The 24,828-nt window shown below is 65.1% G+C and carries 30 protein-coding genes and 1 pseudogene; 12 read left to right on the top strand and 19 right to left on the bottom strand.

Features of this window, described 5'->3' with window-relative positions:
• Positions 1-336 precede the first annotated feature (336 nt).
• Positions 337-756: a hypothetical protein gene (locus LMA02_RS24310; protein ID WP_228907821.1), complete on the bottom strand. Its 420-nt coding sequence runs from the start codon at positions 754-756 to the stop codon at positions 337-339.
• Between the two features lie 1,150 nt (positions 757-1,906).
• On the opposite strand from LMA02_RS24310, the gene LMA02_RS24305 reads away from it, so the two are divergent.
• From LMA02_RS24305 to LMA02_RS24295, 3 genes are read left to right on the top strand one after another with little or no spacing between them, the layout of a single operon-like run.
• Entirely contained in the window at positions 1,907-3,301 is a 1,395-nt protein-coding gene (locus tag LMA02_RS24305) for a DUF1800 domain-containing protein (RefSeq protein ID WP_228907820.1), read from the top strand.
• Between the two features lie 2 nt (positions 3,302-3,303).
• Positions 3,304-4,467: a DUF1501 domain-containing protein gene (locus LMA02_RS24300; protein WP_228907819.1), complete on the top strand. Its 1,164-nt coding sequence runs from the start codon at positions 3,304-3,306 to the stop codon at positions 4,465-4,467.
• Positions 4,468-4,525: 58 nt separating this feature from the next.
• On the top strand, positions 4,526-4,744 hold the full coding sequence (locus tag LMA02_RS24295; RefSeq protein WP_228907818.1) for a YXWGXW repeat-containing protein: 219 nt from the start codon (positions 4,526-4,528) through the stop codon (positions 4,742-4,744).
• A gap of 21 nt (positions 4,745-4,765) precedes the next feature.
• On the opposite strand, the pseudogene LMA02_RS35610 reads toward LMA02_RS24295, so the two are convergent.
• Positions 4,766-4,921 (bottom strand): annotated as a pseudogene (locus LMA02_RS35610) (integrase); the annotation flags it as partial.
• Between the two features lie 320 nt (positions 4,922-5,241).
• On the opposite strand from LMA02_RS35610, the gene LMA02_RS24285 reads away from it, so the two are divergent.
• Positions 5,242-5,622, top strand: coding sequence for a DUF4377 domain-containing protein (locus LMA02_RS24285; protein WP_228907817.1), 381 nt, complete (start codon positions 5,242-5,244; stop codon positions 5,620-5,622).
• A 25-nt stretch (positions 5,623-5,647) separates the two neighbouring features.
• On the opposite strand, the gene LMA02_RS24280 is transcribed toward LMA02_RS24285, so the two are convergent.
• Positions 5,648-7,036, bottom strand: a complete 1,389-nt coding sequence (locus tag LMA02_RS24280) for a DHA2 family efflux MFS transporter permease subunit (protein ID WP_228907816.1) — start codon at positions 7,034-7,036, stop codon at positions 5,648-5,650.
• Positions 7,037-7,176: 140 nt separating this feature from the next.
• On the opposite strand from LMA02_RS24280, the gene LMA02_RS24275 reads away from it, so the two are divergent.
• A complete protein-coding gene (locus LMA02_RS24275) occupies positions 7,177-8,046 on the top strand; it encodes a LysR family transcriptional regulator (protein WP_228907815.1) in 870 nt (289 codons plus the stop codon).
• A gap of 104 nt (positions 8,047-8,150) precedes the next feature.
• On the opposite strand, the gene LMA02_RS24270 is transcribed toward LMA02_RS24275, so the two are convergent.
• Positions 8,151-8,501, bottom strand: coding sequence for a VOC family protein (locus tag LMA02_RS24270; protein ID WP_166952130.1), 351 nt, complete (start codon positions 8,499-8,501; stop codon positions 8,151-8,153).
• A gap of 259 nt (positions 8,502-8,760) precedes the next feature.
• On the opposite strand from LMA02_RS24270, the gene LMA02_RS24265 reads away from it, so the two are divergent.
• The 7 genes from LMA02_RS24265 to LMA02_RS24235 all read left to right on the top strand — a co-directional run bounded on the left by LMA02_RS24265 (position 8,761) and on the right by LMA02_RS24235 (position 17,063).
• The gene (locus LMA02_RS24265; protein ID WP_175726011.1) at positions 8,761-9,900 is read left to right on the top strand and encodes an LLM class flavin-dependent oxidoreductase; all 1,140 of its coding nucleotides are present in this window, start codon (positions 8,761-8,763) and stop codon (positions 9,898-9,900) included.
• A gap of 170 nt (positions 9,901-10,070) precedes the next feature.
• Positions 10,071-11,264 carry an acyl-CoA dehydrogenase family protein gene (locus tag LMA02_RS24260; protein ID WP_228907814.1) on the top strand — a complete coding sequence of 398 codons (1,194 nt, stop codon included), beginning with the start codon at positions 10,071-10,073 and terminating at the stop codon, positions 11,262-11,264.
• A gap of 10 nt (positions 11,265-11,274) precedes the next feature.
• A complete protein-coding gene (locus LMA02_RS24255) occupies positions 11,275-13,032 on the top strand; it encodes an FAD-dependent oxidoreductase (protein ID WP_228907813.1) in 1,758 nt (585 codons plus the stop codon).
• Positions 13,032-13,550, top strand: coding sequence for a flavin reductase family protein (locus tag LMA02_RS24250; RefSeq protein WP_228907812.1), 519 nt, complete (start codon positions 13,032-13,034; stop codon positions 13,548-13,550). The genes LMA02_RS24255 and LMA02_RS24250 overlap by 1 nt, the downstream gene beginning before the upstream one ends.
• 15 nt (positions 13,551-13,565) lie before the next feature.
• The gene (locus LMA02_RS24245; RefSeq protein WP_228907811.1) at positions 13,566-14,618 is read left to right on the top strand and encodes a ferredoxin--NADP reductase; all 1,053 of its coding nucleotides are present in this window, start codon (positions 13,566-13,568) and stop codon (positions 14,616-14,618) included.
• Positions 14,619-14,665: 47 nt separating this feature from the next.
• On the top strand, positions 14,666-16,252 hold the full coding sequence (locus tag LMA02_RS24240) for a FadD3 family acyl-CoA ligase (protein WP_228907810.1): 1,587 nt from the start codon (positions 14,666-14,668) through the stop codon (positions 16,250-16,252).
• Between the two features lie 37 nt (positions 16,253-16,289).
• Positions 16,290-17,063: an SDR family NAD(P)-dependent oxidoreductase gene (locus LMA02_RS24235; protein WP_228907809.1), complete on the top strand. Its 774-nt coding sequence runs from the start codon at positions 16,290-16,292 to the stop codon at positions 17,061-17,063.
• Positions 17,064-17,120: 57 nt separating this feature from the next.
• Here the strand turns inward: LMA02_RS24235 and LMA02_RS24230 are convergent, their stop codons facing one another.
• The 15 genes from LMA02_RS24230 to LMA02_RS35325 form a co-directional block, all read right to left on the bottom strand.
• Positions 17,121-18,206, bottom strand: a complete 1,086-nt coding sequence (locus LMA02_RS24230) for a tyrosine-type recombinase/integrase (protein WP_228907808.1) — start codon at positions 18,204-18,206, stop codon at positions 17,121-17,123.
• Positions 18,206-18,400 carry an excisionase gene (locus LMA02_RS24225; RefSeq protein ID WP_228907807.1) on the bottom strand — a complete coding sequence of 65 codons (195 nt, stop codon included), beginning with the start codon at positions 18,398-18,400 and terminating at the stop codon, positions 18,206-18,208. Before LMA02_RS24225 ends, LMA02_RS24230 begins: the two co-directional genes overlap by 1 nt.
• A 51-nt stretch (positions 18,401-18,451) precedes the next feature.
• Positions 18,452-18,682, bottom strand: coding sequence for a hypothetical protein (locus LMA02_RS24220; RefSeq protein ID WP_228907806.1), 231 nt, complete (start codon positions 18,680-18,682; stop codon positions 18,452-18,454).
• Positions 18,679-19,152, bottom strand: coding sequence for a hypothetical protein (locus LMA02_RS24215; RefSeq protein WP_228907805.1), 474 nt, complete (start codon positions 19,150-19,152; stop codon positions 18,679-18,681). Before LMA02_RS24215 ends, LMA02_RS24220 begins: the two co-directional genes overlap by 4 nt.
• Positions 19,149-19,460 carry a DUF551 domain-containing protein gene (locus LMA02_RS24210; protein ID WP_228907804.1) on the bottom strand — a complete coding sequence of 104 codons (312 nt, stop codon included), beginning with the start codon at positions 19,458-19,460 and terminating at the stop codon, positions 19,149-19,151. The genes LMA02_RS24215 and LMA02_RS24210 overlap by 4 nt, the downstream gene beginning before the upstream one ends.
• A 29-nt stretch (positions 19,461-19,489) precedes the next feature.
• Complete coding sequence (locus LMA02_RS24205; RefSeq protein ID WP_228907803.1) at positions 19,490-19,672, bottom strand: hypothetical protein; 183 nt, start codon at positions 19,670-19,672, stop codon at positions 19,490-19,492.
• Positions 19,669-19,926, bottom strand: a complete 258-nt coding sequence (locus LMA02_RS24200; RefSeq protein WP_228907802.1) for a hypothetical protein — start codon at positions 19,924-19,926, stop codon at positions 19,669-19,671. Before LMA02_RS24200 ends, LMA02_RS24205 begins: the two co-directional genes overlap by 4 nt.
• Positions 19,919-20,410 (bottom strand): HNH endonuclease, encoded by a 492-nt coding sequence (locus tag LMA02_RS24195; RefSeq protein ID WP_228907801.1) that lies wholly within the window; start codon positions 20,408-20,410, stop codon positions 19,919-19,921. Before LMA02_RS24195 ends, LMA02_RS24200 begins: the two co-directional genes overlap by 8 nt.
• A 1-nt stretch (position 20,411) precedes the next feature.
• Positions 20,412-21,581, bottom strand: a complete 1,170-nt coding sequence (locus LMA02_RS24190; RefSeq protein ID WP_228907800.1) for a helix-turn-helix domain-containing protein — start codon at positions 21,579-21,581, stop codon at positions 20,412-20,414.
• A gap of 1 nt (position 21,582) precedes the next feature.
• Complete coding sequence (locus LMA02_RS24185) at positions 21,583-22,221, bottom strand: LysM peptidoglycan-binding domain-containing protein (RefSeq protein WP_228907431.1); 639 nt, start codon at positions 22,219-22,221, stop codon at positions 21,583-21,585.
• Between the two features lie 16 nt (positions 22,222-22,237).
• Positions 22,238-22,753 carry a phage N-6-adenine-methyltransferase gene (locus LMA02_RS24180; RefSeq protein WP_228907432.1) on the bottom strand — a complete coding sequence of 172 codons (516 nt, stop codon included), beginning with the start codon at positions 22,751-22,753 and terminating at the stop codon, positions 22,238-22,240.
• A 72-nt stretch (positions 22,754-22,825) separates the two neighbouring features.
• The gene (locus tag LMA02_RS24175; RefSeq protein ID WP_228907799.1) at positions 22,826-23,170 is read right to left on the bottom strand and encodes a hypothetical protein; all 345 of its coding nucleotides are present in this window, start codon (positions 23,168-23,170) and stop codon (positions 22,826-22,828) included.
• A complete protein-coding gene (locus LMA02_RS24170) occupies positions 23,167-23,670 on the bottom strand; it encodes a siphovirus Gp157 family protein (RefSeq protein ID WP_228907798.1) in 504 nt (167 codons plus the stop codon). Before LMA02_RS24170 ends, LMA02_RS24175 begins: the two co-directional genes overlap by 4 nt.
• Positions 23,667-24,290 (bottom strand): ERF family protein, encoded by a 624-nt coding sequence (locus tag LMA02_RS24165; RefSeq protein ID WP_228907797.1) that lies wholly within the window; start codon positions 24,288-24,290, stop codon positions 23,667-23,669. Before LMA02_RS24165 ends, LMA02_RS24170 begins: the two co-directional genes overlap by 4 nt.
• A 72-nt stretch (positions 24,291-24,362) precedes the next feature.
• On the bottom strand, positions 24,363-24,491 hold the full coding sequence (locus LMA02_RS35325; RefSeq protein ID WP_267478980.1) for a hypothetical protein: 129 nt from the start codon (positions 24,489-24,491) through the stop codon (positions 24,363-24,365).
• Positions 24,492-24,828: the final 337 nt, after the last annotated feature.

Below are 24,828 nucleotides of genomic sequence, written 5' to 3'. Positions count from 1 at the left end.
CGCCGTAGAGGCCGAGCAATAACCTGGACATGGGGGAATACTACTCCACGATTAGGCGGCCGCTGTTTCGACCGAGACCGGAAGTCAACGCTTGCGTCTATCGATGCAGCCCCGTCCATGACGGGCATCGAACGATGCGCTTCCGCGCGAAGTCGACGTCCGGCATCGAGCCGGAGCGGTCGCTCGGCATGAGATCCGGTCAAGGACCCTTCGCAAGACGCGCTGGTATCCCCGACGACTGCTTTCCGGCACATTGGTGAACGCGTACTGCTGGCACTAGCCCCCGTTAGCCTGCTCGATTACGTTGTCAATCGAGCGGCCGGTTCGCATAGAGCACTAATACTGACGCTTCTTGAACCAAGCATCGGCGGAGGGCCGAAAGAGCAGAACAGTCGCCACCACATCAGAGAAATACACGATGCCAGGCTTAAAGTCGTTTGTGAACGTAACGCTCCAGGCAATAAGGAGTAGTCCGACCAACGACGATAGAAATTGTGTAATCCTGGCCCAATTTTTTTGATAGACCATTGCAATTATCAACATGGCATTAATGGCAAGCCAGAAGGCCAAGGTTGCAATGGCCTGCTGCGCTCCCCGAGACGCATGGAGGCCTTGGCGAAAGTCGTTTAGAAGAAGGGGGGTGAAAAAAAGCATCTGCCTGAGCCAAACAAGTGCAAACAGCACGACCGCTATCTTGACTAGTCGTGGTGCTTCCGGCTGTAGAAGCGGGATAGAGCGTTTTTCTTTCGCTGTCATTTTAGTCAGACTCCATCGTTCGGATACCGTAAAGCAGAGGCTGAAAATGAAGGGGGATTAAGTGTGCGCTACGTCGGGCGGTCGCTACTCGACCATGACCAGACTGACGCGCAAGTTCGGAAATGACGGCCCGTTCCAAAGTACAACCGCCACTCGCGGACTGATTCACTCGCAATAGATGCGCCGAAACGCGTCCGCACAGCGGATTCGTGCTCTCACCGCGTTTCACGGATATTCGCGACGGCGCGAATCCGTCTTTCAACGCGCCCCACCATCTGAGATGGTGACGAACTCCAGCGAGTTTCCCGTTGTTGGTCGAAAGCGCGAAGCGGCTTAAGTGCCGGGCGAGAGATTCTTCAAATGCCCGGCACGTTCGGCGCTCAGTTGCCTTGCGGGCGGATTACCCGAGTGGCGCGCCAGCGGAACGGCGTTCCTGGTTTTCGGCTATAGCCAGGGGGCTTCGCGACGTTTGGCGACTGGGTGGACCATATTGACGCATCTGGCGCGAACGAGGCCGTGCCTCGCCGACGACGTCATGCAATGCGTAACAGGATCAGTGATGCGAGACAGCAGCCGCATGAAGGCCGATACGTATTTGGACATGATTTCCCCGACACCTCTGGATGATTGTTTGTCGCCCGCGTCGAGCCGTCTGGCCGTGCGGATTCTGGTGTGCACGAGAAAGGACGCAAGTTGCGGACCAGTTCGGGAGAGGCCAATGGATTTGGGGCTGCACGGTCACCAGCGATAGGGCGGCGAAACATTGGGAAGCGGCTTTGTTTCAATCGCGTAACGTCGGCTCGCCGGATCGGGAGGCGGAATGCCAGGCCAGATAAGGATTGGCCGGAAAAAGTGGACCAGCGCATCGGCGTCACAAATTCGATCCAACGATATGAATTGCCGCCGAACCTGCATGAATGTTTCAACTTCGCAACGTGCACGGAGGCGTGCTTCGAAATGAGTCCATCGGTTTGGTGTCGGACCGGAGTGCGAGCGTCCGCTGTTGCTATGGCAGGCGTGTGACTCTTCCTGGCTGAATCCGGACCCCAGCCCCCTCGTTCGACACCACCCCAAAAAATATCCGCCATCCCGCGACGGATTTTCCGCCGGCGTCCGTTAAACACGAGTACGCATCGCGAGAACCCCCGTCATGGACCATCCGAACGACATCTCACCGGCTGCCATCGCGCTGAACCGCTTCGGTCTCGGCGCGCGGGCCGACGAAGCGCCACCTGCGGATCCGAAGGCGGCGCTCATCGCTCAATTCGACCATTACGACGCGCGGCCGGCCGCATGGGCCGCTGAACCGGACGCGGTCACGCTCGCGACGCGCTTCGCGAACAGCCGCAACGCGATGACGAGCGACGACGCGGCGGCCAAGCGCGCGACCGCGCAGTCGATCCGTCGCGACGGCTACGACGCGTATCGCAGTGCGGTCGCCGCGCGGCTGAACAGCGCACTCACCACACCCGCGCCGTTCGTCGAGCGACTCGTGCATTTCTGGGCGAACCATTTCGCGGTGTCGGTCGACAAGGGGCAGGTCGCCGCGTACGCGGGCGCATTCGAGCGCGACGCGATCCGCCCGCACGTGCTCGGCCGCTTCGAGGACATGCTCGTCGCCGTCGAGCAGCATCCCGCGATGCAGCTGTTCCTCGACCAGGCACGCTCGGTCGGCCCCGACAGTCCGGCCGCGCTGCGCGCCGAAGCCCGCAATCCAGCGGCGCGGCGCGGTCTCAACGAGAACCTCGCGCGCGAGATCATGGAGCTGCATACGCTCGGCGTCCGGACCGGCTATACGCAAGCGGACGTGACGGAATTCGCGCGTGCGCTGACCGGCTGGAGCATCGCCGGCGGACGCGGGCCGCAGCCCGGCGACGCGGCGCCCGGCGCGTTCGTGTTTCGCCCGAAGCTGCACGAACCGGGCGCGCGCACGGTAATGGGCCGCACCTACGACCAGCCGGGCGAAGCACAGGCGCGCGCGATCCTGGGCGACCTCGCACGTTCGCCGGCAACGGGTCGGCATATCGCGTTCCAGCTCGCGCGCCATTTCGTCGCCGACAACCCGCCGCCCGCGCTCACCGACCGGCTCGCCCGCGCATTCGAGACGAGCGGTGGCGATTTGCCGACCGTCTATCGCGCGCTCGTCGATGCGCCGGACGCATGGTCGCCAGTCAATCGCAAGTTCAAGACGCCGTGGGAGTGGGCCGTGTCGTCGCTGCGCGGGCTCGGCTGGCGCGACGCCGGCGACCTGAAGGCCGCGCCGCTGCTCGCGCAACTCGGCCAGCCGGTGTGGCGGCCCGGGTCGCCGGCCGGCTACGACGATCTGGCCGCGAGCTGGGCCGCGCCCGACGCGCTGGTGCGACGCGTCGAGATCGCGCAGCGGCTCGCCGCACGCACGGGCGACCGGCTCGATCCACGCACGCTCGGCAACACGCTGCTGGCGGGCTCGCTGAGCGAGCCGACGGCGACTGCGCTGTCACGTGCCGAAAGCGCGACCACGTCGCTCGCGCTGTTGCTCGTGTCACCCGATTTCCAACGGAGATGAACATGGCTCGATCCATTACCCGTCGGCATTTCCTGAGCATTGCCGCGGCCGGCGCGGGGGCGATGCTCGTCGCGCCGCGCATCGTGTTCGCGAACGTCGAAACCGACCGGCGCTTCGTGTTCGTGATCCAGCGCGGCGCGGCCGACGGGCTGAACATCGTCGTCCCGTATGCGGAACCCGCGTATGCGTCGCTGCGCGGCCCGCTGGCGATCGACCCATCGACGGCGACACGCGTCGACGGCACGTTCGCGCTGCATCCGTCGCTCGTGCAGACCGCACAGATGGTTCGCGACAAACAGGCGCTGTTCGTCCACGCGATCGCATCGCCGTATCGCGACCGCTCGCATTTCGACGGCCAGAACGTGCTCGAGACGGGCGGCCGCGCGCCGTACCAGGTGAAGGACGGCTGGCTGAACCGCCTCGCCGCGATGTTGCCGGCGACGCGCGAGCGCGCGATCGCATTCGCGCCGACGGTGCCGCTCGCATTGCGCGGCGGCGTGCAGGCCGCGTCGTATGCGGCGTCCGGTTTGCCGGCCGCGCCGGACGACCTGCTCGCGCGCGTGTCGGCGCTTTACGAGGCCGACGCGCAGCTCGGGCCGCTGTGGCAGTCGGCGATGGCCGCGCGCGGCCTCGCCGGCGATGCGCATGCGCGGCAGGATCCGGCAGGCGTCGGCAAGCTCGCGGCGACGTTTCTTGCGCGCGACGATGGCCCGCGGATCGCGATGATCGAGACGGGCGGCTGGGACACGCACAGCGCGCAGAACGCGCGGCTCGCGAACCAGTTGAAGGCGCTCGACACGATGCTCGCTGCGTTGCGCGACGGACTCGGGCCCGCGTGGCAGCAGACCACGGTGCTGGTTGCGACCGAGTTCGGGCGCACGGCCGCCGCGAACGGCACGGGCGGCACCGATCACGGGCAGGCGTCGGTCGCGATGCTGGCGGGCGGGGCGGTCGCGGGCGGCCGCGTGATCGCCGACTGGCCCGGCTTGCGGCCGGGCGACCTGTACGAAGGGCGCGACCTGAAACCGACTGCGTCGCTCGACGCGCTGATCGCGGGCGCGGCCGCCGAAAGCCTGCGGCTCGATCCCGGCCGTACGGCGTCCACGCTGTTCGCGGAAAGCGGCACGACGCGGCCGATGACGGGCCTCATTCGTACAACCGCATGACGCGCGGCATGCGCGCGTTCGCATCCGCCAACCGATTACACGACAGGGAGAATCGACGATGAAGATCCGATCCGTATCGCTTGCCGTACTGGTGAGCGCGAGCGCCGTGCTGATGTCCGCGTGCGTGGTCGAACCGGTGCGGCCGCCGCCGCCCGCGCCGGTCGTAGAGGCGCCGCCGCCGCCGCCCGCACCCGGCTATCGCTGGGCGAAGGGCCATTACCGCTGGGCCGGCAATCACTGGGCGTGGGTGCCGGGCCACTGGGTGGCCGTGTATTGAACCGGGCGAACGGCGGGTCGTTCACCATCCGATCCGGTGCTTTTCCTCGGTTTCGCTGTGCCGCCAGTCGTCGTCCGCGTGCAGATACTGGCTCGCCGTCGTCAGCGACACGTGCTCGAGGTTGTCGCGCACGAGCCGCAGGTCGACACGGCCGTCGGCCATGTAGGAGCCGGCGCTGAAGGCCTGGCGCGGACGATCCACATCAAAGGATGCGCGCGCATCGTCGCGCGGCACCGCGGCGATCGCATCCTTGACCGCCAGCCACGGCGGCGGCCCGAGATGGCGCGGGAGCACCCACGCGCAGGCCGTCGCATTCGGCGAAGATATCCTCCGAGAGGAAATGGGTGTTCGTGATCGTGGCGCGCTCTCGTCGAGCATCGCGGTCGCGACGAGCATGCAGACGTGAGGGAGCGGCACGCCGGCTGTAAGCCATTTGTGAACTTTCCCGGCGCGGCGCTCGTCTAATCGGCCCGCCAACGCTTCCTGAGGACCTTCAGATGATTCGCAAGACCAGAACGCTGCTCGGCGCGGCCGTGATTGCCGGCAGCACGATGCTGGCCGGATGCCAGACCGACGCGGCCGCGACGGACCCGCGCGCGGCACGCCCGGCGGACGGCCGGCCCGTGACCCGGACCGTTTATGTCGCGCCGCAGGCGGCGCGCTGCACGGGCGTCGCACCGATGGACTGCCTGCAGGTGCGCAGCAGCCCGGCCGAGCCGTGGAGCCTCTGGTACGCGGGTATCGAAGGCTTCGCGTACCAGCCCGGCTATCAATACGTTCTGGAAGTCGACGAGTACCGCGTCGCGCAGCCGCCGGCCGACGCTTCGTCGATCCGCTGGGTGCTCAAGCGTGTCGTCGAGCGCCGTCAGGTGAACTGACGGCCGCGCCCGCCCGCGGCGCCGCTTACGCAGACGGCCGCGGCGCGACCGGCCTCGGCGGCGCGGCGGTATCGATCCGCCGGAACACGACCGACGACAGCAGCGTGACCGAGCCCATGCAGACGAACGACAGCATGAAGCCGTTCGCCATCGAGCCCCAACGCGCGGCGAACAGGTTCACGAGCCCGCCGCCGATCGACACGCCGAGCCCCATCGCCAGCATCTGCATCATCGTGAACAGGCTGTTGCCGCTGCCGGCGTCGGCGTGCGACAGCCCCTTGAGCGTCACGGCGTTCATCGCGGCGAACTGCATCGAGTTCGCGGCGCCGAACACGATCAGCAACGCCATCTCCAGCGCCGGCGCGGGCCGCGCCGACACCAGCGCGAATCCCGCGATCGCGCAGCCGACGATCCCCGTGTTCACGACCAGAAACGTCGCATAGCCGAAGCGTTTCGCGAGCGGCGCGATCCAGCGCTTCGCGATCACGCCGGCGATCGCGGCCGGCAGCATCATCATCCCCGACTGCAGCGGCGTATAGCCGAGTTGCACCTGCATCAGCAGCGGCAGCATGAACGGCACCGCGCTCGTGCCGATCCGGCACAGCAGGTTGCCGAGCAGTCCCGAGCCGAAGTTCGGCTCGCGGAACAACCCGAGCCGGAACAGCGGCTGCGCGCGGCGCCGCGCGTGGGGCAGGTACGCGAGCGCACTCGCCACGCCGAGCACGGCGAGCCCGATCGCCCAGCCGGTGCGGTGCGCGGGCATCGGTGGATCGATCGCGAGCGACAGCGCGAGCATCGCGACCGACAGCAATGCACAGCCGACGAAGTCGAACGGTGGCGGCTGCGTCGCCTGGTCGTGCGGCAGAAAGCGCTGCACCGCGAGGAAGCCGACCACGCCGACCGGCACGTTGACGATGAACACCCAGTGCCAGGAAATCGCCTGCGTGAGCCAGCCGCCGAGCGTCGGCCCGACGATCGGGCCGAGCTGCGCGGCGATCGACACGAACGCGATCGCCGCGACGTACTGTTCGCCCGGCACGCGGCGCAACACCGCAAGCCGCCCGATCGGCAGCAGCATCGAGCCGCCGATGCCCTGCACGGCACGCGCGACGACGAGCTGGCCGAGCGTGTGCGATGCGGCACAGCCGATCGATGCGAGCGAGAACACCAGGATGGCGAGCGAGAACACGCGGCGCGTGCCGAACCGGTCGGCGAGCCAGCCGGACGCCGGCGTGAGCATCGCCATCGTCAGCGTGTAGACGACCACGACCGGCTGCATCGCGAGCGGCGACGCATGCAGGCTTTGCGCGATCGACGGCAGCGCGGTGTTGACGATCGTCGTGTCGAGGGACTGCATGAAGAACGCGGCGGCGACGATCCACAGCAGCGCGGAATGTGAGGGTTCGCGGGACATGACGAAGTGAGAGGTGCGGCGACCGGTATGGCGATATGGCACGGCCGGTCTACAAGCATGGGATGGTATCGATTCCGGTGGTCATCGGGAAGCTGCCTGATGGCATTGACTGTCATCGTAATCGGCGATGACAATGCGGAATGCTCAATCCCGTCTGGCTCAAGACGTTCGCGACCGTCACGAACTGCCGCAGCTTCACCGAAGCGGGCCGGCAGCTCGGGCTCAACCAGTCGAGCGTCAGCGAACACATCCGTCGTCTCGAAGAGAGCGTCGGCCGGCGGCTGTTCGTGCGCGACACCCATTCGATCGCGATGACGGCCGATGGCGAGGCGCTGCTCGTGCATGCGAACGTGATCCTGCAGGCGCTGAACCGCGCGGAATCGCAGTTTCGCAAGCCGCGGCTGCAGGGTCGCGTGCGGCTCGGCGCGTCGGACGATCTCGCGCTGGTCGCGCTGCCGGACGTGCTCGCGGCGTTTCGCACCGCGCACCCCGACGTCGCGCTGGAAATCACGACCGGCATGACGAGCCAGCTCTACGAACTGATGGATGCGGGCGCGCTCGACCTGATGATCGGCAAGCGGCGGCTCGGTGAGCGGCGCGGCACGCCACTGTTGCGCGCGCGGCTCGAGTGGGTCGCGCGGCCGGGCACCGTGGTCGACCTGGAGCGGCCGCTGCCGCTCGTGCTGGTGGCCGAGCCGAGCGTCACGCGCGCGGTCGTGCTGAACGCGCTCGCGGAAAAGGGGATCGGCTGGGAAGTCGTGTGTTCGAGCAGCAGCCAGCCGGGCTGCATCGCGGCCGCGCGGGCCGGGCTCGGGCTCACCGCGACGTCGCAGTATCTGTCGGCGCGCGGCCTGGCGCCGCCGGTAAACGGCGACGGGCTGCCCGCGCTGCCCGACGTCGAATTCATCGCGCTCGCCGCGAAGCGGCTCAGCCAGCCGGCCGGCACGCTGCTCGAGCTGCTGGAAACCAGCGACCTGCGCGCACCCGGCGCGGCCGATCAAGGCGTGTAGCGCACTTCGTTACCTGATAGCTGCCGATAGCCGTCGACAGCTGCCGTTCGCGCCGCATCCGGCCGGGCGCATGCCGGCCGGGCCACACGCCACGCATCGCCGCGTCATGCCGCGCGTTTCTGCGAAATCACCAGCAGCGCGCCGTTCTTGTCCTCCAGCACCGCGCGGAATTCGTGCGGCCCGGCCTGCACCGGCACGCGCACCGACGCGCCGGCCTTCACGACCCGCGCCATCGCCGCGTACAGGTCGTCGTCCTCATCCACGCGCAGCGTGAGCGCCGCGCGCTCGACGATCTGCTCGTCGCCGGCCACCAGCGCGATCGTCAGCGGGCCGCCGTCGAGCGCGCAGTAGCGGTCGCCATCGCGGAATTTCACGTTCAGGCCCAGTCCATCGACGAACAACGGCAAGGCCGTGTCGATGTCGTCGACCGGGTACAGCAGCATCGATACCTTCATTCCCTCTCTCCCTTGTCGTGATGTGGGCGGCGCGCACCGCACCGTCGTTCGATGCTAGCGCGCGGTGTCGGCCGCGACGCAGTCCGATCGGATGACGGTGAAACCCCTCTGTCCCCGCGGGCGGGCCGTTACTCCAAACAGACGATGCCCGGGCGGGCCCGCGCGCCGACACTCCCATCCGTGGACCGTCGCTATTCGTCCGTACCGTGCGGGCGGCTGCACGACCCCGACTCGTCCAACATACATGGAGACGCACGCAATGAAGTTTTCCCTTATCTACGAAGCCCAGACCACCGACGCATCGCGCGAGGGCGACCACCGGGTGTTCAAGGAGACGGTCGAACAGGCGCTGCTGGCCGAGCAGGTCGGCTTCGACACGATCTGGTGCGTGGAGCACACGTCGCTGACCAACTATGCGCACATGAGCGCGCCGGAAACCTTCCTTGCGTACCTGGCCGGGCGCACGACGCGCATCGGGCTCGGTCATGGCGTCGTGTGCCTGCCGCCGGCGATGAACCATCCGATCAAGGTCGCCGAGCGCGTCGCGCTGCTCGACATCCTGTCGGGCGGCCGCGTGCATTTCGGCGTCGGCAAGGGCGGCAGCCAGCAGGAAGCGGGCGCGTTCGGCTACGACCTCAATGAACTGCAGCCGATGATCGACGAGTCGATGTACCTGGTGCCGAAGATGTTCGTGCAGGACGAGATCGAGCATGACGGCCAGTACATCAAGATTCCGAAGCGTCCGATCCACCCGAAGCCGTTCCAGGATCCGCATCCGCCGATGTACCTCGCGTGCACGAACACCGACGCGCTGCTGCGCGCCGGCCAGCGCGGCATGGGCGCGCTGGTGCTCGGTTTCGGCGGCCCCGATGAAGTCGCGAAGAAGAACGCGATCTATCGCGAAGCGTGGGCGAACCGCAAGCCGGAAGATCAGGTCGGCTTCCGTCCGACCCAGCATCTCGCGGCGCTGTGCCCGACGGTCGTGATGGCCGACGGCCAGAAGGCCCGCAAGATCGGCATCCGCGGCCAGCGCTACTTCATGGAGTCGCTCGCGTACTGGTACACGGGCGGCGAGCGTCCGGACCCGGCGAAGTGGGGCGACGACCTCGTGCAGGCCGATACCGGCGAGATGGTGATCCGTTCGCGCTTCGCGTCGGAGGAAGTCGTCGTGAACTTCGCCGATCCGGCGCTCGCGATGATGAACCCGAACCATGCGTACGGCACCGTGGACGACTGCATCGGCTACGTGGGCCGCCTGCAGGAAGCGGGCGTCGACGAAGTGCTGTTCCTGTGCCAGATGGGCACCGTGCCGCACGACGCGCAGATGGAGACGATCCGCAACATCGGCGAGCACGTGATCCCGTTCTTCAACAACGAGAAGGCGCGCGCCTGCGCGTAAGGCCGGCAGGGCCGCGCCGCGCCCGTCGTCCCTTCGGACGATGCGGCGCGGCCGCGCGAGACCGACCATCGGCAGCAGGAACCCTCGCTCGCGGCGCCGCCCGCGACGAACCACTGACAGAGAGACCGGGGTGGGCGCCGCCGCGCGCGCTCCGCATCAAGGAGACATTCGTGCATCGCGACAACGATTCGAACGCACTGGCCGCCACGCTGATCGCACGGGCCGAGGCGCTTGCGCCGACGCTCGCCGGCCGCGCCGAGCAGGCGCAAGCGCAGGGCCGCATTCCGGCCGAGACGATCGCCGACATGCAGGCCGCCGGCTTCTTCAAGGTGCTGCAGCCGAAGCGCTACGGCGGCTACGAGCTCGATCCGCAGGCCTTCTTCGATATCCAGATGGCGCTCGCGCGCGGCTGCATGTCGACCGCGTGGGTGTACGGCGTCGTCGGCGTGCACAACTGGCAGCTCGCGCTGTTCGACGAACGCGCGCAGCAGGACGTGTGGGGCAAGGATCCGGCGACGCTGATCGCGTCGACCTACATGCCGGTCGGCCGCGTGAGCCCGGTCGACGGCGGCTTTCGCCTGTCCGGCCACTGGAAGTTCTCGAGCGGCAGCGAGCTGTGCGAATGGGTGTTCCTCGGCGCACTGGTGCCGCCGGCCGTTGCCGGCGAGCCGCCGGAATACCGCACGTTCCTGCTGCCGAAATCCGACTACCGGATCCAGCAGGACTGGGACGTGCTCGGCCTGCGCGCGACCGGCAGCCACGACATCGTCGTCGACGACGTGTTCGTGCCCGCGTACCGCACGCACAAGGCGATCGACGGGATGATGGGCACGAGCCCGGGCCTAGCCGTCAACGACGCGCCGCTGTTCAGGCTGCCGTTCGCGCAGATCTTCGTGCGCGCGGTGTGCACGTCGTGCATCGGCGCGCTGCAGGGCGCGCTCGACGACTTCACCGGCTATGCGGCCACGCGCGTGTCGGCCAACAGCGGCGCGAAGACGACCGACGATCCGGGCGCGCAGAACGCGTGCGCGAACGCGGCCGTCGCGATCGACGAGATGACGGTGCTGCTCAAGCGCAATTTCGCGGAACTGATGGCGTCGGTGACGGGCGGCCCCGCCGTGTCGATCGAACGCCGCGTGCATTTCCGCTACCAGTCCGCCCAGGTGGCCGAGCGCTGCGCGCAGGCCGCGAACGCGCTGCTGCGCTATGCGGGCGGCAACGGCATCTATCACCGCAATCCGCTGGTGCGCCGCTTCCTCGACCTGCACGCGGCCCGCGCGCACTACGCGAACAACGTGGACCGCTTCGGCCAGAACCTCGGCGCGGTGATGCTCGGCCGCGAGAACACCGATTACTTCATCTGACGAGACCGCGATGAACGACAAGCAAGCGCAGCAATACGTGTTCGACGTCGTGGTCGTCGGCTCGGGCGCGGGCGCGCTGCTCGCGGCGTGCCGCGCGGCCGACCGCGGGCTGTCCGTCGTCGTGATCGAGAAGACGGCGCTGTACGGCGGCACGTCGGCGATCTCGGGCGGCGGCATCTGGGTACCGTGCAACCACCACATCGCCGCACTCGGCGCGACCGATACGCGCGAGGCCGCGCGCCGCTATCTCGACGCGTGCACGGCCGGCGCTTCGTCGCGCGAGCGGCTCGACGCGTATCTCGACCAGGCGCCCGCGATGCTGCGCTACCTCGAAGCGAAGACGCCGGTGCGCTACCAGGCGCTGCCGAAGTACGCGGACTATTTCCAGAAGCTGCCGGGCGCGATGCCGGGCTATCGCGCGCTCGATCCGCTGCCGTTCGACGGCGCGCGGCTCGGCGACGAGCTCGACCGGCTGCGGCCCGCGTCGCCCGGCACGCTGATCGGCGGCCGCGTGGCCGTGACGTCGAAGGAGGCGCACACGCTGTTCTCGCGCGGGCCGGGCTTCATGAAGCTCGCGATCGCGCAGTTCGGCCGCTACTGGCTCGATATCGGCGTGCGCCGCCGCACGCGGCGCGACCGGCGCCTGACGCTCGGCAATGCGCTGATCGGCGGGCTGCGCCGCGCGCTGCTCGATCGCAACGTGCCGGTCTGGCTCGACACGCCGATGCGCGACCTGCTCGACGTCGACGGTCGCGTGACGGGCGTGCGGGCGCAGCGCTTCGGACAGCCGCTGACGATCGTCGCGCGATGCGGCGTGATCCTCGGCGCGGGCGGCTTCGAGCGCAACCAGCCGATGCGCGAGCGCTACCTGCCGCAGCCGACGCAGATGCAATGGAGCGCGACGCCGCCGGCCAACACCGGCGACGCGATCGCCGAGGGCCACCGGCTCGGCGGCGCGCTCGCGCTGATGGAACACGTCTGGGGCGCGCCGACGGTCGGCGTCGCGGGCGAGGAGAAGCAGCGCGCGCTGTTCGTCGAACGCAACCTGCCGGGCTGCGTGATCGTGAACGGTCTCGGCAAGCGCTTCGTCAACGAAGCCGCGCCGTATTCGGAATTCGTGCCGGCGATGTATCGCGACCATGCGCGCACCGGCGCGTGCGTGCCGGCGTGGATGGTGTTCGACGCGCGCTTTCGCCGCAAGTATCCGTGCGGGCCGATCATGCCGGCGTCGATGATGCCCGATGCGCGGATTCCGGACGCGTTTCGCGACGTGCTCGTGAAGGCCGACACGATCGATGCGCTCGCCGCGCGGATCGGCGTCGATGCGGTGGGGCTGCACGACACGCTGCGCGACATGGCGCGTTATGCGGCGACCGGCATCGACGAAGCGTTCGGCAAGGGCGACAACCTGTTCGACACGTATTACGGCGATCCGCGCAACGCGCCGAATCCGTGCCTCGGGCCGGTCGACGAGGCGCCGTTCTACGCGGTGCGGATCGACGCGGGCGACATCGGCACGAAAGGCGGGCTCGTCACCGACGCGCATGCGCGCGTGCTGCGCGCCGACGGCGCGCCGGTCGACGGCCTCTACGCGATCGGCAACACCAGTGCATCGGTGATGGGCACGAGCTATCCCGGCGCAGGCTCGACGCTCGGTCCGGCGATGACCTTCGGCTTCATCGCCGCCGACCACCTGGCCGCACAAGCGGCCGACGCCGGCGGCGGGGCACCCCGGCCGTCCACGACAGAACTTGACGGAGTCCGATGATGAGCGAAATCACTACCCATCCGCTGCGCACCGACATGCTGCTCGCGATGCGCCGCCTCGCGCGCTCCGTCACGGTCATCAGCAGCGCGCACGACGGCCGGCGCTACTCGATGTCCGCGACGGCGGTCGATTCGCTGTCGACCGATCCGCCGTCGCTGCTGATCTGCATCAACCGCAACGCGTCGCTGTATCCGCCGCTCGACGCGGGTGCGCCGTTCTGCGTGAACGTGCTGTCGGCCCGCCATGAAGGCATCGCGATCGATTGCAGCGGCCGCCTGAAGGGCGAGGCGCGCTTCACGACCGGCGACTGGCATACGTCGCCGCTCGGCGTCCCGTACCTGCACGATTCGCAGGCGAGCCTCGTGTGCGAGCAGGACGGCCGCTTCGAATACGGCACGCATACGGTGTTCATCGGGCGCATTCGCGAAGTGCTGATGAGCGGCGACGTCGATCCGCTCGTCTATCTCGACGGCGCGTATACGACGCCTGGCGCGCCGGCGGCTCGCGTGGCGGCATGACGTGAGGAATCTGCGATGAGCGATTCGCGCTTCCACCGGCTGACCGTGGCCGACGTCATCACCGAAAGCGACGACGCGTGCTCGTTCGTGTTCGACGTACCTGCCGCGTTGCGCGATGCGTTCGCGTACCGGCCCGGCCAGTTCCTGACGCTGAACGTGCCGTGCGCGGACGCGACCGTCGCGCGCTGCTACTCGCTGTCGAGCGCGCCGGGCATCGACGCGGCGCCGAAGATCACCGTCAAGCGCGTGCGCGACGGCCGCGCGTCGAACTGGCTGTGCGAGCGCATCCGCGCGGGCGACGCGCTCGACGTGCTGCCGCCGGCCGGCGTCTTCACGCCGCGCACGCTCGACGGCGACCTGCTGCTGTTCGCGGGCGGCAGCGGCATCACGCCGGTGCTGTCGATCCTCAAATCGGCGCTCGTGCACGGACGCGGGATGCTGACGCTGATCTATGCGAACCGCGACGAGCGTTCGGTGATTTTCCGCGACGAACTGCAGCAGCTCGCGCACCGCCATCCGGGCCGCCTGCGCGCGATCCACTGGCTCGACAGCGTGCAGGGCGTGCCGCAGCAGCGGCATCTCGAAGAGCTCGCGCGACCGTTCAGCCAGCAGGAGACGTTCATCTGCGGGCCCGCGCTGTTCATGGAGAACGCGCTCGCCGCGATGCTCGGCCTCGGGCTGCCGCGTGCGCGCGTGCACGTCGAGCGCTTCGCGTCGCTGCCCGATGCGCCGGCGCAGGCCGAGCCGGCGGCCGCGGCCGCGCCGGCCGGCACGATCGCCGCGTGCGGCGACGGCGCGGCGATCGAGACGGTGCTGGATGGCGAGGCGTTCGCGTTCGACAGCGCGCCCGGCGAAACGCTGCTCGACGCGATGCTGCGCGCCGGCCTGCCCGCGCCGAATTCCTGCCGGATGGGGCAGTGCGGCGCGTGCATGTGCCGCGTCGAACGCGGCGAAGTGGCGCTCGCCAGCAACCACGTGCTCGACGACGACGAGATCGCGGCCGGCTGGACGCTCGCATGCTGTGCGCGGCCCGCGAGCGACGCGCTGCGCGTGGTGTTCCCCGATTGAGCTGCGGCGCGCCGGCGGCGCGTGCGGCACCCCCTGTTGCGACGCATATGACGATGGACAACGAAATCCTCACCACGCCCGCGCTGACCGCGCGGGCTGCCGCGCGCCACGGCGCGCATCCGGCGATCGAGTCGGAGCATGGCCGGCTGACCTACGCGGAACTCGACGCGGCCCGTTGCGAAGCGGCGCGCGCGCTGCTCGCGAGCGGCATCGACGCCGGCGACCGGATCGCCGTATGGGCGCCGAACCTGCCGCAATGGATCGTCGCGGCGCTGGCGATCCACACCGTCGGCGCGATCCTCGTGCCGGTCAACACACGGATGAAGGGGATGGAGGTGGGCGGCATCCTGCACGACGGCGGCGCGCGGCTGCTGTTCTGCTGCGGCACCTTCCTCGGCGAATCCTATCCGGCGATGCTCGCGCCGCACCGGCCCGCGACGCTCGAACGCGTCGTCGTGTTCGACGGCGAGCCGCCGTCCGGCGCGCGCGACGAGACCTGGAACGCGTTCCTCGCGCGCGGCGCGGCCGTGCCGCTCGACGCCGTGCGCGAGCGGGAAGCGCAGGTGACGCCCGACACCGTGATGGACCTGATGTTCACGTCCGGGACGACGGGCCGCCCGAAAGGCGTGATGACCGCGCACGGGCAGAACCTGCGCGCCGCGCAGGCATGGGCGACGATCGCCGGGGTGCGCCAGGACGACCGCTACCTGATCGTCAATCCGTTTTTCCATACGTTCGGCTACAAGGCCGGCTGGCTCGCCGCGCTGTCGAGCGGCGCGACCGTGCTGCCGCATCTCGTGTTCCAGCCGGACGACGTGTTGCGGCGCGTCGCCGACGAGCGCGTGTCGGTGCTGCCCGGCCCGCCGACGCTGTACTACGCGCTGCTCGATGCACCCGAGCGCGCGGCGCGCGACCTGTCGTCGCTGCGGATCGCGGTGACCGGCGCGGCCGCGATCGCGCCGAGCCTGATCGAGCGGATGCGCGCGGAGCTTGGCTTCGAGACCGTGCTGACCGGCTACGGGCTCACGGAATCGTGCGGCTTCGCAACGCTGTGCCGGCGCGGCGACGACGCCGAGACGGTCGCCTATACGTCGGGCCGGCCGATGCCGGACGTCGAACTGCGGATTGCGGGGCCGGACGGCGCGGCGCTCGGGCCGGACGAGACCGGCGAGATCTGGGTGCGCGGCTACAACGTGATGCGCGGCTACTTCAACCAGCCGGACGCGACGCGCGAAACCGTCGATGCGGCCGGGTGGTTGCACACGGGCGACCTCGGCTGCGTGGACGCGAACGGCAACCTGAAGATCACCGACCGGATCAAGGACATGTTCATCGTCGGCGGCTTCAACTGCTATCCGGCCGAGATCGAGCGGCTGCTGGCCGCGCATCCGGCGATCGCGCAGGTCGCGCTGGTCGGCGTGCCCGATACGCGGCTCGGCGAGGTCGGACATGCGTACGTCGTGTTGCGTCCCGGCGCGCATACCGACGCCGATGCACTGAACGACTGGGCGCGCAGCAACATGGCGAACTACAAGGTGCCGCGGCATTTCACGTTCGTCGAGCAATTGCCGACGAGCGCGGCCGGCAAGGTGCTGAAGTACCGGCTGCGCGCGGGCACCGAAGCGGCGGCCTGAACGCTGTCGCGCGTCGCCCGATCAATGGGAGGAATGCATGAACGACAACGGATTTCCGCCGGGCGCGGTGCTCGTGTTCGGCGGCAGCGGCGGGATCGGGCAGGGCGTCGCGCTCGAGTTCGCGCGCGCCGGCGTGCCGGTCGCGGTGGGTTATCGCAGCAAGGCCGACGTGGCCGAGCGCGTCGCGCGCGACCTGCGCGATGTGGGCGTCGCGGCCACCACGCATCGCGTGGACGTGACCGATCCCGCGCAGATCGATGCGGCGCTCGCGGCCGCGATCGACGCGCACGGCCGCGTGCACACCATCGTGTGGGCGGCCGGCCCGTTCGTGAACCAGCGCCATATCGGCGACATGACGCACGACGACTGGCGTCGCGCGATCGAGGTCGAGACGGTCGGCTTCTTCAATGCGGCGAAGGCTGCGTTGCCGCATTTCCGCGCGTCGGGCGGCGGGTCGTTCGTGACGCTCGGGTCTGCCGGGCATTTGCGCTGGCCCGATCGGGACGGCCTGTCGGTCGCGCCGAAGGCGGCGAACGAGGCGCTGGTGAAGGGCCTCGCGCGCGAGGAGGGGCGATACGAAATCCGCGCGAATTCGATCCTGGTCGGCGTGATCGAGGCCGGGATGTTTCCGGTGCTGCTCGAACAGGGACAGTTCGACCCGGCATGGATCGACGACACGCGGAAGATGCTCGCGCTCAAGCGTTGGGGGAAGGCGCACGACATCGGGCGCGCGGCGGTGTTTCTCGCGTCGGACCGTGCGAATTACATCACCGGGCAGCAGTTGAACGTGTCGGGTGGATATGGACTGTAGGCGCCTGAGCCTTATCCAGCAATGGTAGTTCAGAATTTGTTCAAAATTCGTTCAGAACTAAGCGGCTGTGATCTTGACCTTGACTGGCTCAAGCCCTCGAGAATCGCCATAAAGCGCAGCGGTCTTGTCATCCTTGTGACCGAGCAAAGCCTTCGTGTCGACTCCTCCCTGCTCGACGTACAGACGCTTCGAGAGGCTTCGAATTTCATGGAAGGTGGGGGCGTCGTCACCGACTATCCCGGCGAGTTTACGAGCCTCGGCAAAATAGTTCGATATCCCAGCAATGCTGACCGGATCCCCTATCCGGGTTCTAGCCTGAGCGCGCACATGATGTATCAAATACTTGCTGACCACATGAGTTCCCTTGCACCTCGCAATTACCTCGCCAAGAGATAATCCTATGGCGTTCATGCGAAGCTCGAGCGGGATCGCAATCTTCGTCTCGGTCTTGCTCCGCTGAACAATCGCATATCCGTTGTGGACGCTGTTGCGCGGCCATCTGCCAACGGTAGAGCGATCCTGCCCGGAAACCAGAGCCAGGAGCATTGCATTGGGGAGCCATGCTGCCGCCTTATCAGCGACCCTTAAGATTGCATTGAATTCGTCCAGCGTGAGGCGTCGGCGCTTCACCTTGAACTTCGGCTTCTCAGTGACCTCTACTGGGTTCTTCTCCATCCATCCAAGCGCTATACCTTTCCGGCATACGGTTGAAAGTCTGCTGCGGATCATGAGCGCCCACTTATTTGCGCCTCGGCTCTCGATCTTTTCCAAGAACGCGGCAACGTCCTTCGTTGTGAGCTTCGCGCACTCGATATCTCCAAGCCCCTCTCTAATCGCCTTGTCTCGGTATCGCCGGGAATGCTCAGTGCTTGCCTTGACCCCATCCGTTGGCATTTTCAGGAGAAGATCGGCTATCGTCTCATGTGCGTTGTCAATGCGGTCCGCAAGCTTCCCCGAAGCGATACCTGCCGCGATCTTAGCGTTAGCCTCCTGCACCTCGTAGATGGCTTGAGCGAGCGGCATGCGACCGAGGACGATAGTCTTGCCGTTGCGCGGATCGCGCCACGTGTAATAGCCCTGACGCGGCTCGTGCAGCCCAGAAGGCCAGTTGGCTCGCCTGCGGATTCTAGGACGTGCAGCCATCATGCAATCCTGTGGACAAGGCGAGGCTTCTGCGTGCCATCGTTGAAAATGGCATCCTGGTCAACGTAGTACGCCTTCCCGACCTTGACGGGGGTAGGGTAGATCTTGCCCTGCTTGATCCATCGCAGCGCAGTGCACATCTTGGGCGCCGGTTCGAACTGGCGTTCCAGCCAAAGATTGAGTCTGATCTTCATATCCCCATTCCTTGCGTGTGATCTCTAAGATTCGTTGGAGCGTGGTGTGCATCATGCCCCTGGCTCGGGACGGGCGTCACGCCACAATTCATAACCACCACGTTTCCCGTTGAAGCGGCCTTTGCTTGCCCACGTCTTGCGACCGAGTTGATTCGTCATGACGTCAATGTTGCAAATCAGTACCGATTTGATTTCGCCAGACCGGATTGCGATGACCCGTACATGGCGATTGAAACGCGGGTCGACCTCGCGCCAGATTTGTCCAACTTTCAGTTCATTCATTTCTGTTCTCCCTCACTAGCAGGGGGGCGGCCAGCCAAAGCGTCACGAACGCGCTTGATTGTCGTTAGGCATATTTCATCGAACCCGTATCCTTGCTTCGTATCGATAACCACCCCCTCAAGTTCCAGCCAAAGCCGCCGCCGATCCGCTTCTCGGGATTCGAGTTCTGCGCGTAGGCGAGACACTTCTTTCTCATGCGTGTCCAGAAGAATCGTCCCGTGTTGGCTCGGCTGGTTCTCGGGATCAAGAACGGACTGCCGGAAATCGGCATGAGCTTTGAGTTCTATGCGCAGTTGATCCGCCAAAGTCGCCTCAGCCGAAGCCGCTTTGACAAGCTGGCCGTTGTCATGGATCAGGGCTTCGAGTTCGGATAGGAGGGTGTCGATGGCGTTGGCGGCTTGCAGGCGCGTTTGGGCCGGAATGAAGCGCAATGCTTCTGCCAGCGCTTTCATCTTCGAGATGTCGATCACTTCTTCTCTCCATTGGGGGCGGTCGGCAGGGGCATCCAGTGGGTGTACTCGGGGAACGCCGGAGACACATATTCCGGATGAATTACGGCACACCAACCTTCACTGTTCCACGCCAGCACATCGCATGCGCCCGGTTCTGGAAACCGCTCATCAACGCTGATCCACGCCTCCCTGTCGGGAGTGGTGCGGCGCCCGGCTTGGAAGGCAGCAAACGCGAAGCGAGGCCAGTCTTTCTCGACCAGTTCTGCTCCATCATCGGGGCGCCATTCGGTTGCAACCCAATTCACAAACTCTTCTCTCTCAGTCACGTTGTGGCTCCTTGTTGAGGCGCGCGTCGTCATACGGCTTTCGTAATTTCATGTGCGCACACCGGACACTTGATGCGCAAGTAATCACCGTCGCGCCAGTCGTTGATGTGCTCGGCTTCTCGTTGCTCAAATTCGATCGTCGAGCGGCAGTGGTAGCAGATCGCCTGATGAACGCGATTTTCAGGAACGCTTCCGCAATGGATGATCTTCATGGCTTGCTTTGGGTGAGGGCGAAAAGCGGCGTGCCTTCGGGCACGTGGTCAGCGGGAAACACGCCAGTCGTCCATGCGACGGCGCCCGGCATGGCCCCGGCGATTCCTACCGGCTCGTCGAGTAGCGCTTCTTGGAACGCCAAGTACAGCTTGATGAACGACTCTGACGACAGCTTGTCCCGGTCGTTGTTCTCCTTCAGCGTCTTGCGGACGATCTTGAGGATCTGGTCGCGCGTCAGAATCGGTTCAGTCATTGGCCTTCTCCTGCGCGCAATTATCGTGGTTTGCAAACTCACCATGAAGCATATCTGCCGCTAGGCAATAGACCTCGTGGGCTTCTTCGGCTGTCGCGAAACAGCCCAAATGATGCTTTTCCCCGCAGAAGGTTATTTGGGCCGCGAACCTTCCGTTGGGCATTCTGTTGGCGCCTTTATACCCAGTCGTATTCCTCTTTCTCTTGCCCATGTTCCAACCGTTTTGCGCATGCGTGCATAGGCGGAGATTTTCTTTACGGTTGTCGATCTTGATCCTATTTTTGTGATCGACCATCTGCGCATTACCTTTTTCGATATTTAAGACGGAGCGGTGCATTTTTATTTCCACCTTTCTGCCATTCTCGATGGCATATCGGACAGCGTAACCCCTTGGGTTGACACGCCAACTGAAGGCTGACAGGCGCTCAAAATCATCATCATCGACGATGATCTCGTGTCCATTACTTGCAATAATTGTCGCCATATCAATCCTCGCTATGACGACTATCCGGCGCTGCCGCTGCATCTGCGGAGGGAGGCTGCGGGGCGATGAGCTGGGACGAAAGAAGCGTGCGTGCAGCTTCTACCAGCACGTCAACAGCGTCGTGCTGCGTTTCGGTGAATTCGTAAGACCCGAAATACTTGTACTCGGTGGCCTTGATGGCTGCCTCGATCTTCGAGCGCTGTTCATCTGCGACTTGTACGGCCTTCGGATCGCCGTAGATAAGCGGAATCCATCCTTCCTCGATCGCCTCTGCGGCAGTCGAGTGGCAATGCTCTTGATAGATCGTGTCACCCCAGACCCACGCGACGGCCTCGGTTCCTTCCGCTCCCGCCACCTCAGTGCGAGGGGCGGTATAGACGATGCGGCGGACGTATTGCTCTTCGTCCGCATACATGCCAAAACTGATCGGTTCCAAGTCTTGCCATTTCAAGCTGCCCTTCGTGCGCACTTGGTAGATCGCCATCGCTTTTTGTTCTGCTGCTGGCTGCGACGGTGCAGCATGGACGCGACGCTTCCATGCATCGCGGATAGCCATCCCGATGTCGACGTTATGTCCGGCAAACACGCTTCCATCCCACTGCGCGGCGACCTTTTCTATGATGGCGTCTGCCCGCTCATCCGCCCCATTGCCCGTGCCTTCGAGCGGGGCGGATACTTCGGGTTGCGCGTCCCATGCCGCACGGGAGCGGGCAAGCGCAACGAAGTCAGAGTAACGAACAAAATCTCCGTCTTCGTCCGGGTAGACACCGCCGCCTTCTCCCGAACTTTCGGCAAAGCGTTCAACGTAGGGTATTTCCGCCCGCTCGTCCGCCAGCGCGGCTTGCTCGGCCTTGCAATCACAAGGTTCGAGATTCGGATGATGCCCGTCAGCTTCGGTCGTCGGGCCCTCGACCACGTAGTAGCCCGAGTCGCCGCAGAGCGAGCATGTCGGTTTGGCCGGCGCTGCTTCGTGCTGCTCGACAGCAATCAATGCCTCAATTTCACGCGCCCATACCTTGTGGATATGCGCGCCCTTGTATTCGTCGGCGGCCGGATTGTAAGTGCGCAACTCATGCACAATGCGGCGTAACTCGGTCAGCGCATCAGCCACGTCATCCAGCGTCATGCCGAGTGCCTCACGCCGGCTCTTGAGCAGTTCTCCGAGTTTCATATCAGTCGGCCCTCCAGCACGAACCATCCGTCTTCATCTTGCATGCTTCGTTCGTGGCGCATCCGCAATCCGACGCTTCGTCGGCCACTGATGACGATTCTGGCTGCACTGCCAAATATCTACGCTCACTACCAACTGCGCCGCAAATTTCGCATTGGTCCTGATCGGACCCGATCGATTTCCAACTTGGGTGCTGGCACCTGGAAGGACATTGCTCGTTAATCCGCCCTTCGTCATCCATACGCATCGCATCGCTTATCGCCATAGCATCATCACTCGGCGCTGCTTCGTGCTGCTCGACAGGGGATGCGCCTGCCGGTGGCGGCGGCAGCGTCAGGACCGTGCCGACCGGGAAATACTCGTGCGGCAGCATGTCCGCGAATTCTGGATTGCACGCCAGGATGTGCCGCCACTCCATTTCGTTGCCGCACTGGCGCAGGGCGATGCCCATGACGGATTCGCCCGGCTGCGTGGTGTGCGTGCGCGGCTGCTCGACAGGGCGCGCGGCATCCTTGGCGAAACCGCAGAACTTGCAAACGGTTTCTCCATTCATTCCGTACGGTCCATAGAGGCAGTCCGCATCTACCAGAAGCGGGCATCGGGTCAGCGCATCAGCGCGGCTATTGTCGGTGGTGGTCATGGTGGTCCTCAGGTCGTCAGGCGTTCTGAAAGGTCAGCACAACGCAGCCAAATGGCGGACTGCTATTGAACTTGCCATCTTCATTTCCAGGCACGCCGAAGTTGAATCGGCGACGCAGGAATTCGGCCTTTATGGGTGATCCCGGCTTGTCCCTGAATGGCTCTACATGGTCTTGCCACCATGCCTGCTCGGTCCGGTTAGCCGGTAAAAGCATGACGATCACGGGGCAGCCTGCGGCGAATTCTCCGTGTGCTTTTGCGACCCATGAACCGAGATTGCTGTAAGGCGGATTGCACCAGACTCGGTGGGGCGCCCAAGGCTGCTTCAACCCGTCGCTCTCCAGATCGAAGAACGCCGGCTTCTTCGCGTTGCTGGCATTTGCCGCAGCGTCCAATGTGAACCCGTGCAAGGCGTCGTATCGTTCGAACAGCCAGTCAGGCGTGATGCGCTCGTCAACGGTGTCGCGCGCTCCACGCTTCGCGACCTGTTGCGGGTGGTTCGTGATCTTGAAACCTACAAGGCTCATCGTCATCCTCAATCAGTAGTACAGCCTCAAAAAGTCGGGCCCGGTACTGCGGCCCTTCCAAGGGGGGCTGTCATGAAGTCAAATCGTCTTCGCCTCGATGCGCCTGGTGGACTCCAAGGTGCGCCAGACTTCAATCTTTGCCTGCGCGGCGACCATTAGCCAGCGCAGCTTTTCCTCTGATTCGACGGCGGCTTGCAGGGATTTCAGATGATCCTGATAACCCTCGTCTGCATATGCCTCACGCTCCTGAGCGCTGACCGCGTTGTGACCAGAACGCTCGGCATCTTTCATCAGGAGCGCCTTCTTGCTCTTGCGGAACTCTTCGAGATAAACGCGCGTCGCCTTTGCCTTGGCATATTCTGGTGCGTTGTCCCGAATAAAATCGAGCGCCTTGAAGATGTTAATTTCTGCTTCGTCGCTCACTTAACCTCCAGCCGCTGACCACGCTCCAAGTGCGCTCCAGGCACTTCGCAGCCGTCCTTGATGGCCTGCGCAATCAGCTTCTTGTCAGGGGCCGGTGGCGGCGGAAGCGGATCGGTCAGATAGGATTGCGGAATTTGCTTCTCGTCATCGATCACGACTGACGGCGGATTGTCGCGTATCGCGATCTTGAACAGCGGGCATTCGATCTTGGTAATGCCGGCGAAGATCATGCTGTCCATGACGTACTGCTTGATTCGGGTGGCTCGCGCCTCGTATGCCTTGCGGCGTTCGGCCATGGCTTTCTCGGCCGCTTTGATCTGATCGGCAGTCGCTTCGAGGTTGCGAACCAGCATGATCGTGTTCGTTGCTTTGGCTTCGAGATCGCCGGAAAGCGATTCCAACGTATCGGAAATTGTCTGATCGTCCAACTCCATTTCTGCCAGCTTGTCGGCGGCGTCCTTATATTCGCCTGCCAGCGCGTAGAGGGTGATAGCGGTCATGCCGGAACTCCTTCCAGTTCGATCTTGCGGTTGTCCTTAGCCTCGGCGAGTACTTCCTCTGCAACGGTGTCCTTGACGGCGTGGGCGGCCTTGTATGCCGCCGTGTAGGCGGACTTCAGCTCATCCATGTTCATCGCTGCTGCGATGGCGTCGATGCGTCGCTTCAGGACCGCGGCTGGCAACCCCTTTGCCATGACTTCGTGCGTCGTCGCATCAGCATCGTTATCGCCTTCGGTCGGGATGCAGAACGTCAGCATGGCGCAGTACTTGTACGCAGCCGACATTGCCTTGTTGGTAGCCTTGTCCCCGCTGTCCATGGCTTCACCGAACGTCTTGACGGTGTGCTTGCTGCCGTCCTCGGCCGACACGAAATCGAACTCGGCTTCGACCGTGACGTAGAACAGGGCACCACCGGTCTTCGTCTGGCGCTCGACTACCTCGCGAGAAAGCATCCGCGGCAGGATCACCAAATCGTTCTCAGCCAGAACGGTGGAGAGGGCGTTGTACACGTCGTCAATCCCACGGAACTGGTAGCCCTGCTGCTGATTCTTCCGGCCCTTGCTGATCCCTTCCTTGGCAAGCGCGGCCGCTACGTTTGCTATTGCTTTGTAGACTTTCATATTTCCCCCAGTTCTCGTACCAATCCAACCATTCCTCGATTTCCTGCTGCTGCCGCCAATCTGCACCGTGTGTCATGTCGAACTCCGATGCACCGCCTGGTCTACATACGCCGGGTCAGCGGGCAGAACCAGCCAGAACACGAACAGCACAATCCAGCCGGCGAAGACCTTGGTGAGGTCGTGGGTGAGGATGCGTTTCATTCGTCGTCTCCGGGTCGATCTGGACCTTCGCCGAACTCGACGGCGCAAGTACTAGCGCCGATCTGACAGGAATGCTTATCGCCTTGGATGCCACGCCATTGCTTACATTGAACAAATCCGGGGGATACCTGTGTGGCTGCATGCCCAAACTCATACTCACCGACGCACCAGTGATTACCAGTCCAGCGGCACCAAAACTCGGTACGCGTCTGGTCTCCGTCATATCGGATTCGGTAGACGCCCGCGCGAACTGGTTTAATGCTCGATTCAAACCACGGAGTCTTTTTCATACCGACCTCGCAATAACGTCGCCAAACTGAACCGTGAGAGACGCCAC

The organism is Burkholderia sp. B21-005, from assembly GCF_020843965.1.
Classification (GTDB): Bacteria; Pseudomonadota; Gammaproteobacteria; order Burkholderiales; family Burkholderiaceae; genus Burkholderia; species Burkholderia ambifaria.
This window is presented reverse-complemented; position numbering and strand designations above follow the sequence as displayed.

Coding starts and splice junctions, on each gene's coding strand:
- LMA02_RS24310 (WP_228907821.1), bottom strand. CDS start 756: ATGACAGCGAAAGAAAAACGCTCTATCCCGCTTCTACAGCCGGAAGCA.
- LMA02_RS24305 (WP_228907820.1), top strand. CDS start 1,907: ATGGACCATCCGAACGACATCTCACCGGCTGCCATCGCGCTGAACCGC.
- LMA02_RS24300 (WP_228907819.1), top strand. CDS start 3,304: ATGGCTCGATCCATTACCCGTCGGCATTTCCTGAGCATTGCCGCGGCC.
- LMA02_RS24295 (WP_228907818.1), top strand. CDS start 4,526: ATGAAGATCCGATCCGTATCGCTTGCCGTACTGGTGAGCGCGAGCGCC.
- LMA02_RS24285 (WP_228907817.1), top strand. CDS start 5,242: ATGATTCGCAAGACCAGAACGCTGCTCGGCGCGGCCGTGATTGCCGGC.
- LMA02_RS24280 (WP_228907816.1), bottom strand. CDS start 7,036: ATGTCCCGCGAACCCTCACATTCCGCGCTGCTGTGGATCGTCGCCGCC.
- LMA02_RS24275 (WP_228907815.1), top strand. CDS start 7,177: ATGCTCAATCCCGTCTGGCTCAAGACGTTCGCGACCGTCACGAACTGC.
- LMA02_RS24270 (WP_166952130.1), bottom strand. CDS start 8,501: ATGAAGGTATCGATGCTGCTGTACCCGGTCGACGACATCGACACGGCC.
- LMA02_RS24265 (WP_175726011.1), top strand. CDS start 8,761: ATGAAGTTTTCCCTTATCTACGAAGCCCAGACCACCGACGCATCGCGC.
- LMA02_RS24255 (WP_228907813.1), top strand. CDS start 11,275: ATGAACGACAAGCAAGCGCAGCAATACGTGTTCGACGTCGTGGTCGTC.
- LMA02_RS24250 (WP_228907812.1), top strand. CDS start 13,032: ATGAGCGAAATCACTACCCATCCGCTGCGCACCGACATGCTGCTCGCG.
- LMA02_RS24245 (WP_228907811.1), top strand. CDS start 13,566: ATGAGCGATTCGCGCTTCCACCGGCTGACCGTGGCCGACGTCATCACC.
- LMA02_RS24240 (WP_228907810.1), top strand. CDS start 14,666: ATGACGATGGACAACGAAATCCTCACCACGCCCGCGCTGACCGCGCGG.
- LMA02_RS24235 (WP_228907809.1), top strand. CDS start 16,290: ATGAACGACAACGGATTTCCGCCGGGCGCGGTGCTCGTGTTCGGCGGC.
- LMA02_RS24230 (WP_228907808.1), bottom strand. CDS start 18,206: ATGGCTGCACGTCCTAGAATCCGCAGGCGAGCCAACTGGCCTTCTGGG.
- LMA02_RS24225 (WP_228907807.1), bottom strand. CDS start 18,400: ATGAAGATCAGACTCAATCTTTGGCTGGAACGCCAGTTCGAACCGGCG.
- LMA02_RS24220 (WP_228907806.1), bottom strand. CDS start 18,682: ATGAATGAACTGAAAGTTGGACAAATCTGGCGCGAGGTCGACCCGCGT.
- LMA02_RS24205 (WP_228907803.1), bottom strand. CDS start 19,672: ATGAAGATCATCCATTGCGGAAGCGTTCCTGAAAATCGCGTTCATCAG.
- LMA02_RS24200 (WP_228907802.1), bottom strand. CDS start 19,926: ATGACTGAACCGATTCTGACGCGCGACCAGATCCTCAAGATCGTCCGC.
- LMA02_RS24195 (WP_228907801.1), bottom strand. CDS start 20,410: ATGGCGACAATTATTGCAAGTAATGGACACGAGATCATCGTCGATGAT.
- LMA02_RS24190 (WP_228907800.1), bottom strand. CDS start 21,581: ATGAAACTCGGAGAACTGCTCAAGAGCCGGCGTGAGGCACTCGGCATG.
- LMA02_RS24185 (WP_228907431.1), bottom strand. CDS start 22,221: ATGACCACCACCGACAATAGCCGCGCTGATGCGCTGACCCGATGCCCG.
- LMA02_RS24180 (WP_228907432.1), bottom strand. CDS start 22,753: ATGACGATGAGCCTTGTAGGTTTCAAGATCACGAACCACCCGCAACAG.
- LMA02_RS24170 (WP_228907798.1), bottom strand. CDS start 23,670: ATGACCGCTATCACCCTCTACGCGCTGGCAGGCGAATATAAGGACGCC.
- LMA02_RS24165 (WP_228907797.1), bottom strand. CDS start 24,290: ATGAAAGTCTACAAAGCAATAGCAAACGTAGCGGCCGCGCTTGCCAAG.
- LMA02_RS35325 (WP_267478980.1), bottom strand. CDS start 24,491: ATGAAACGCATCCTCACCCACGACCTCACCAAGGTCTTCGCCGGCTGG.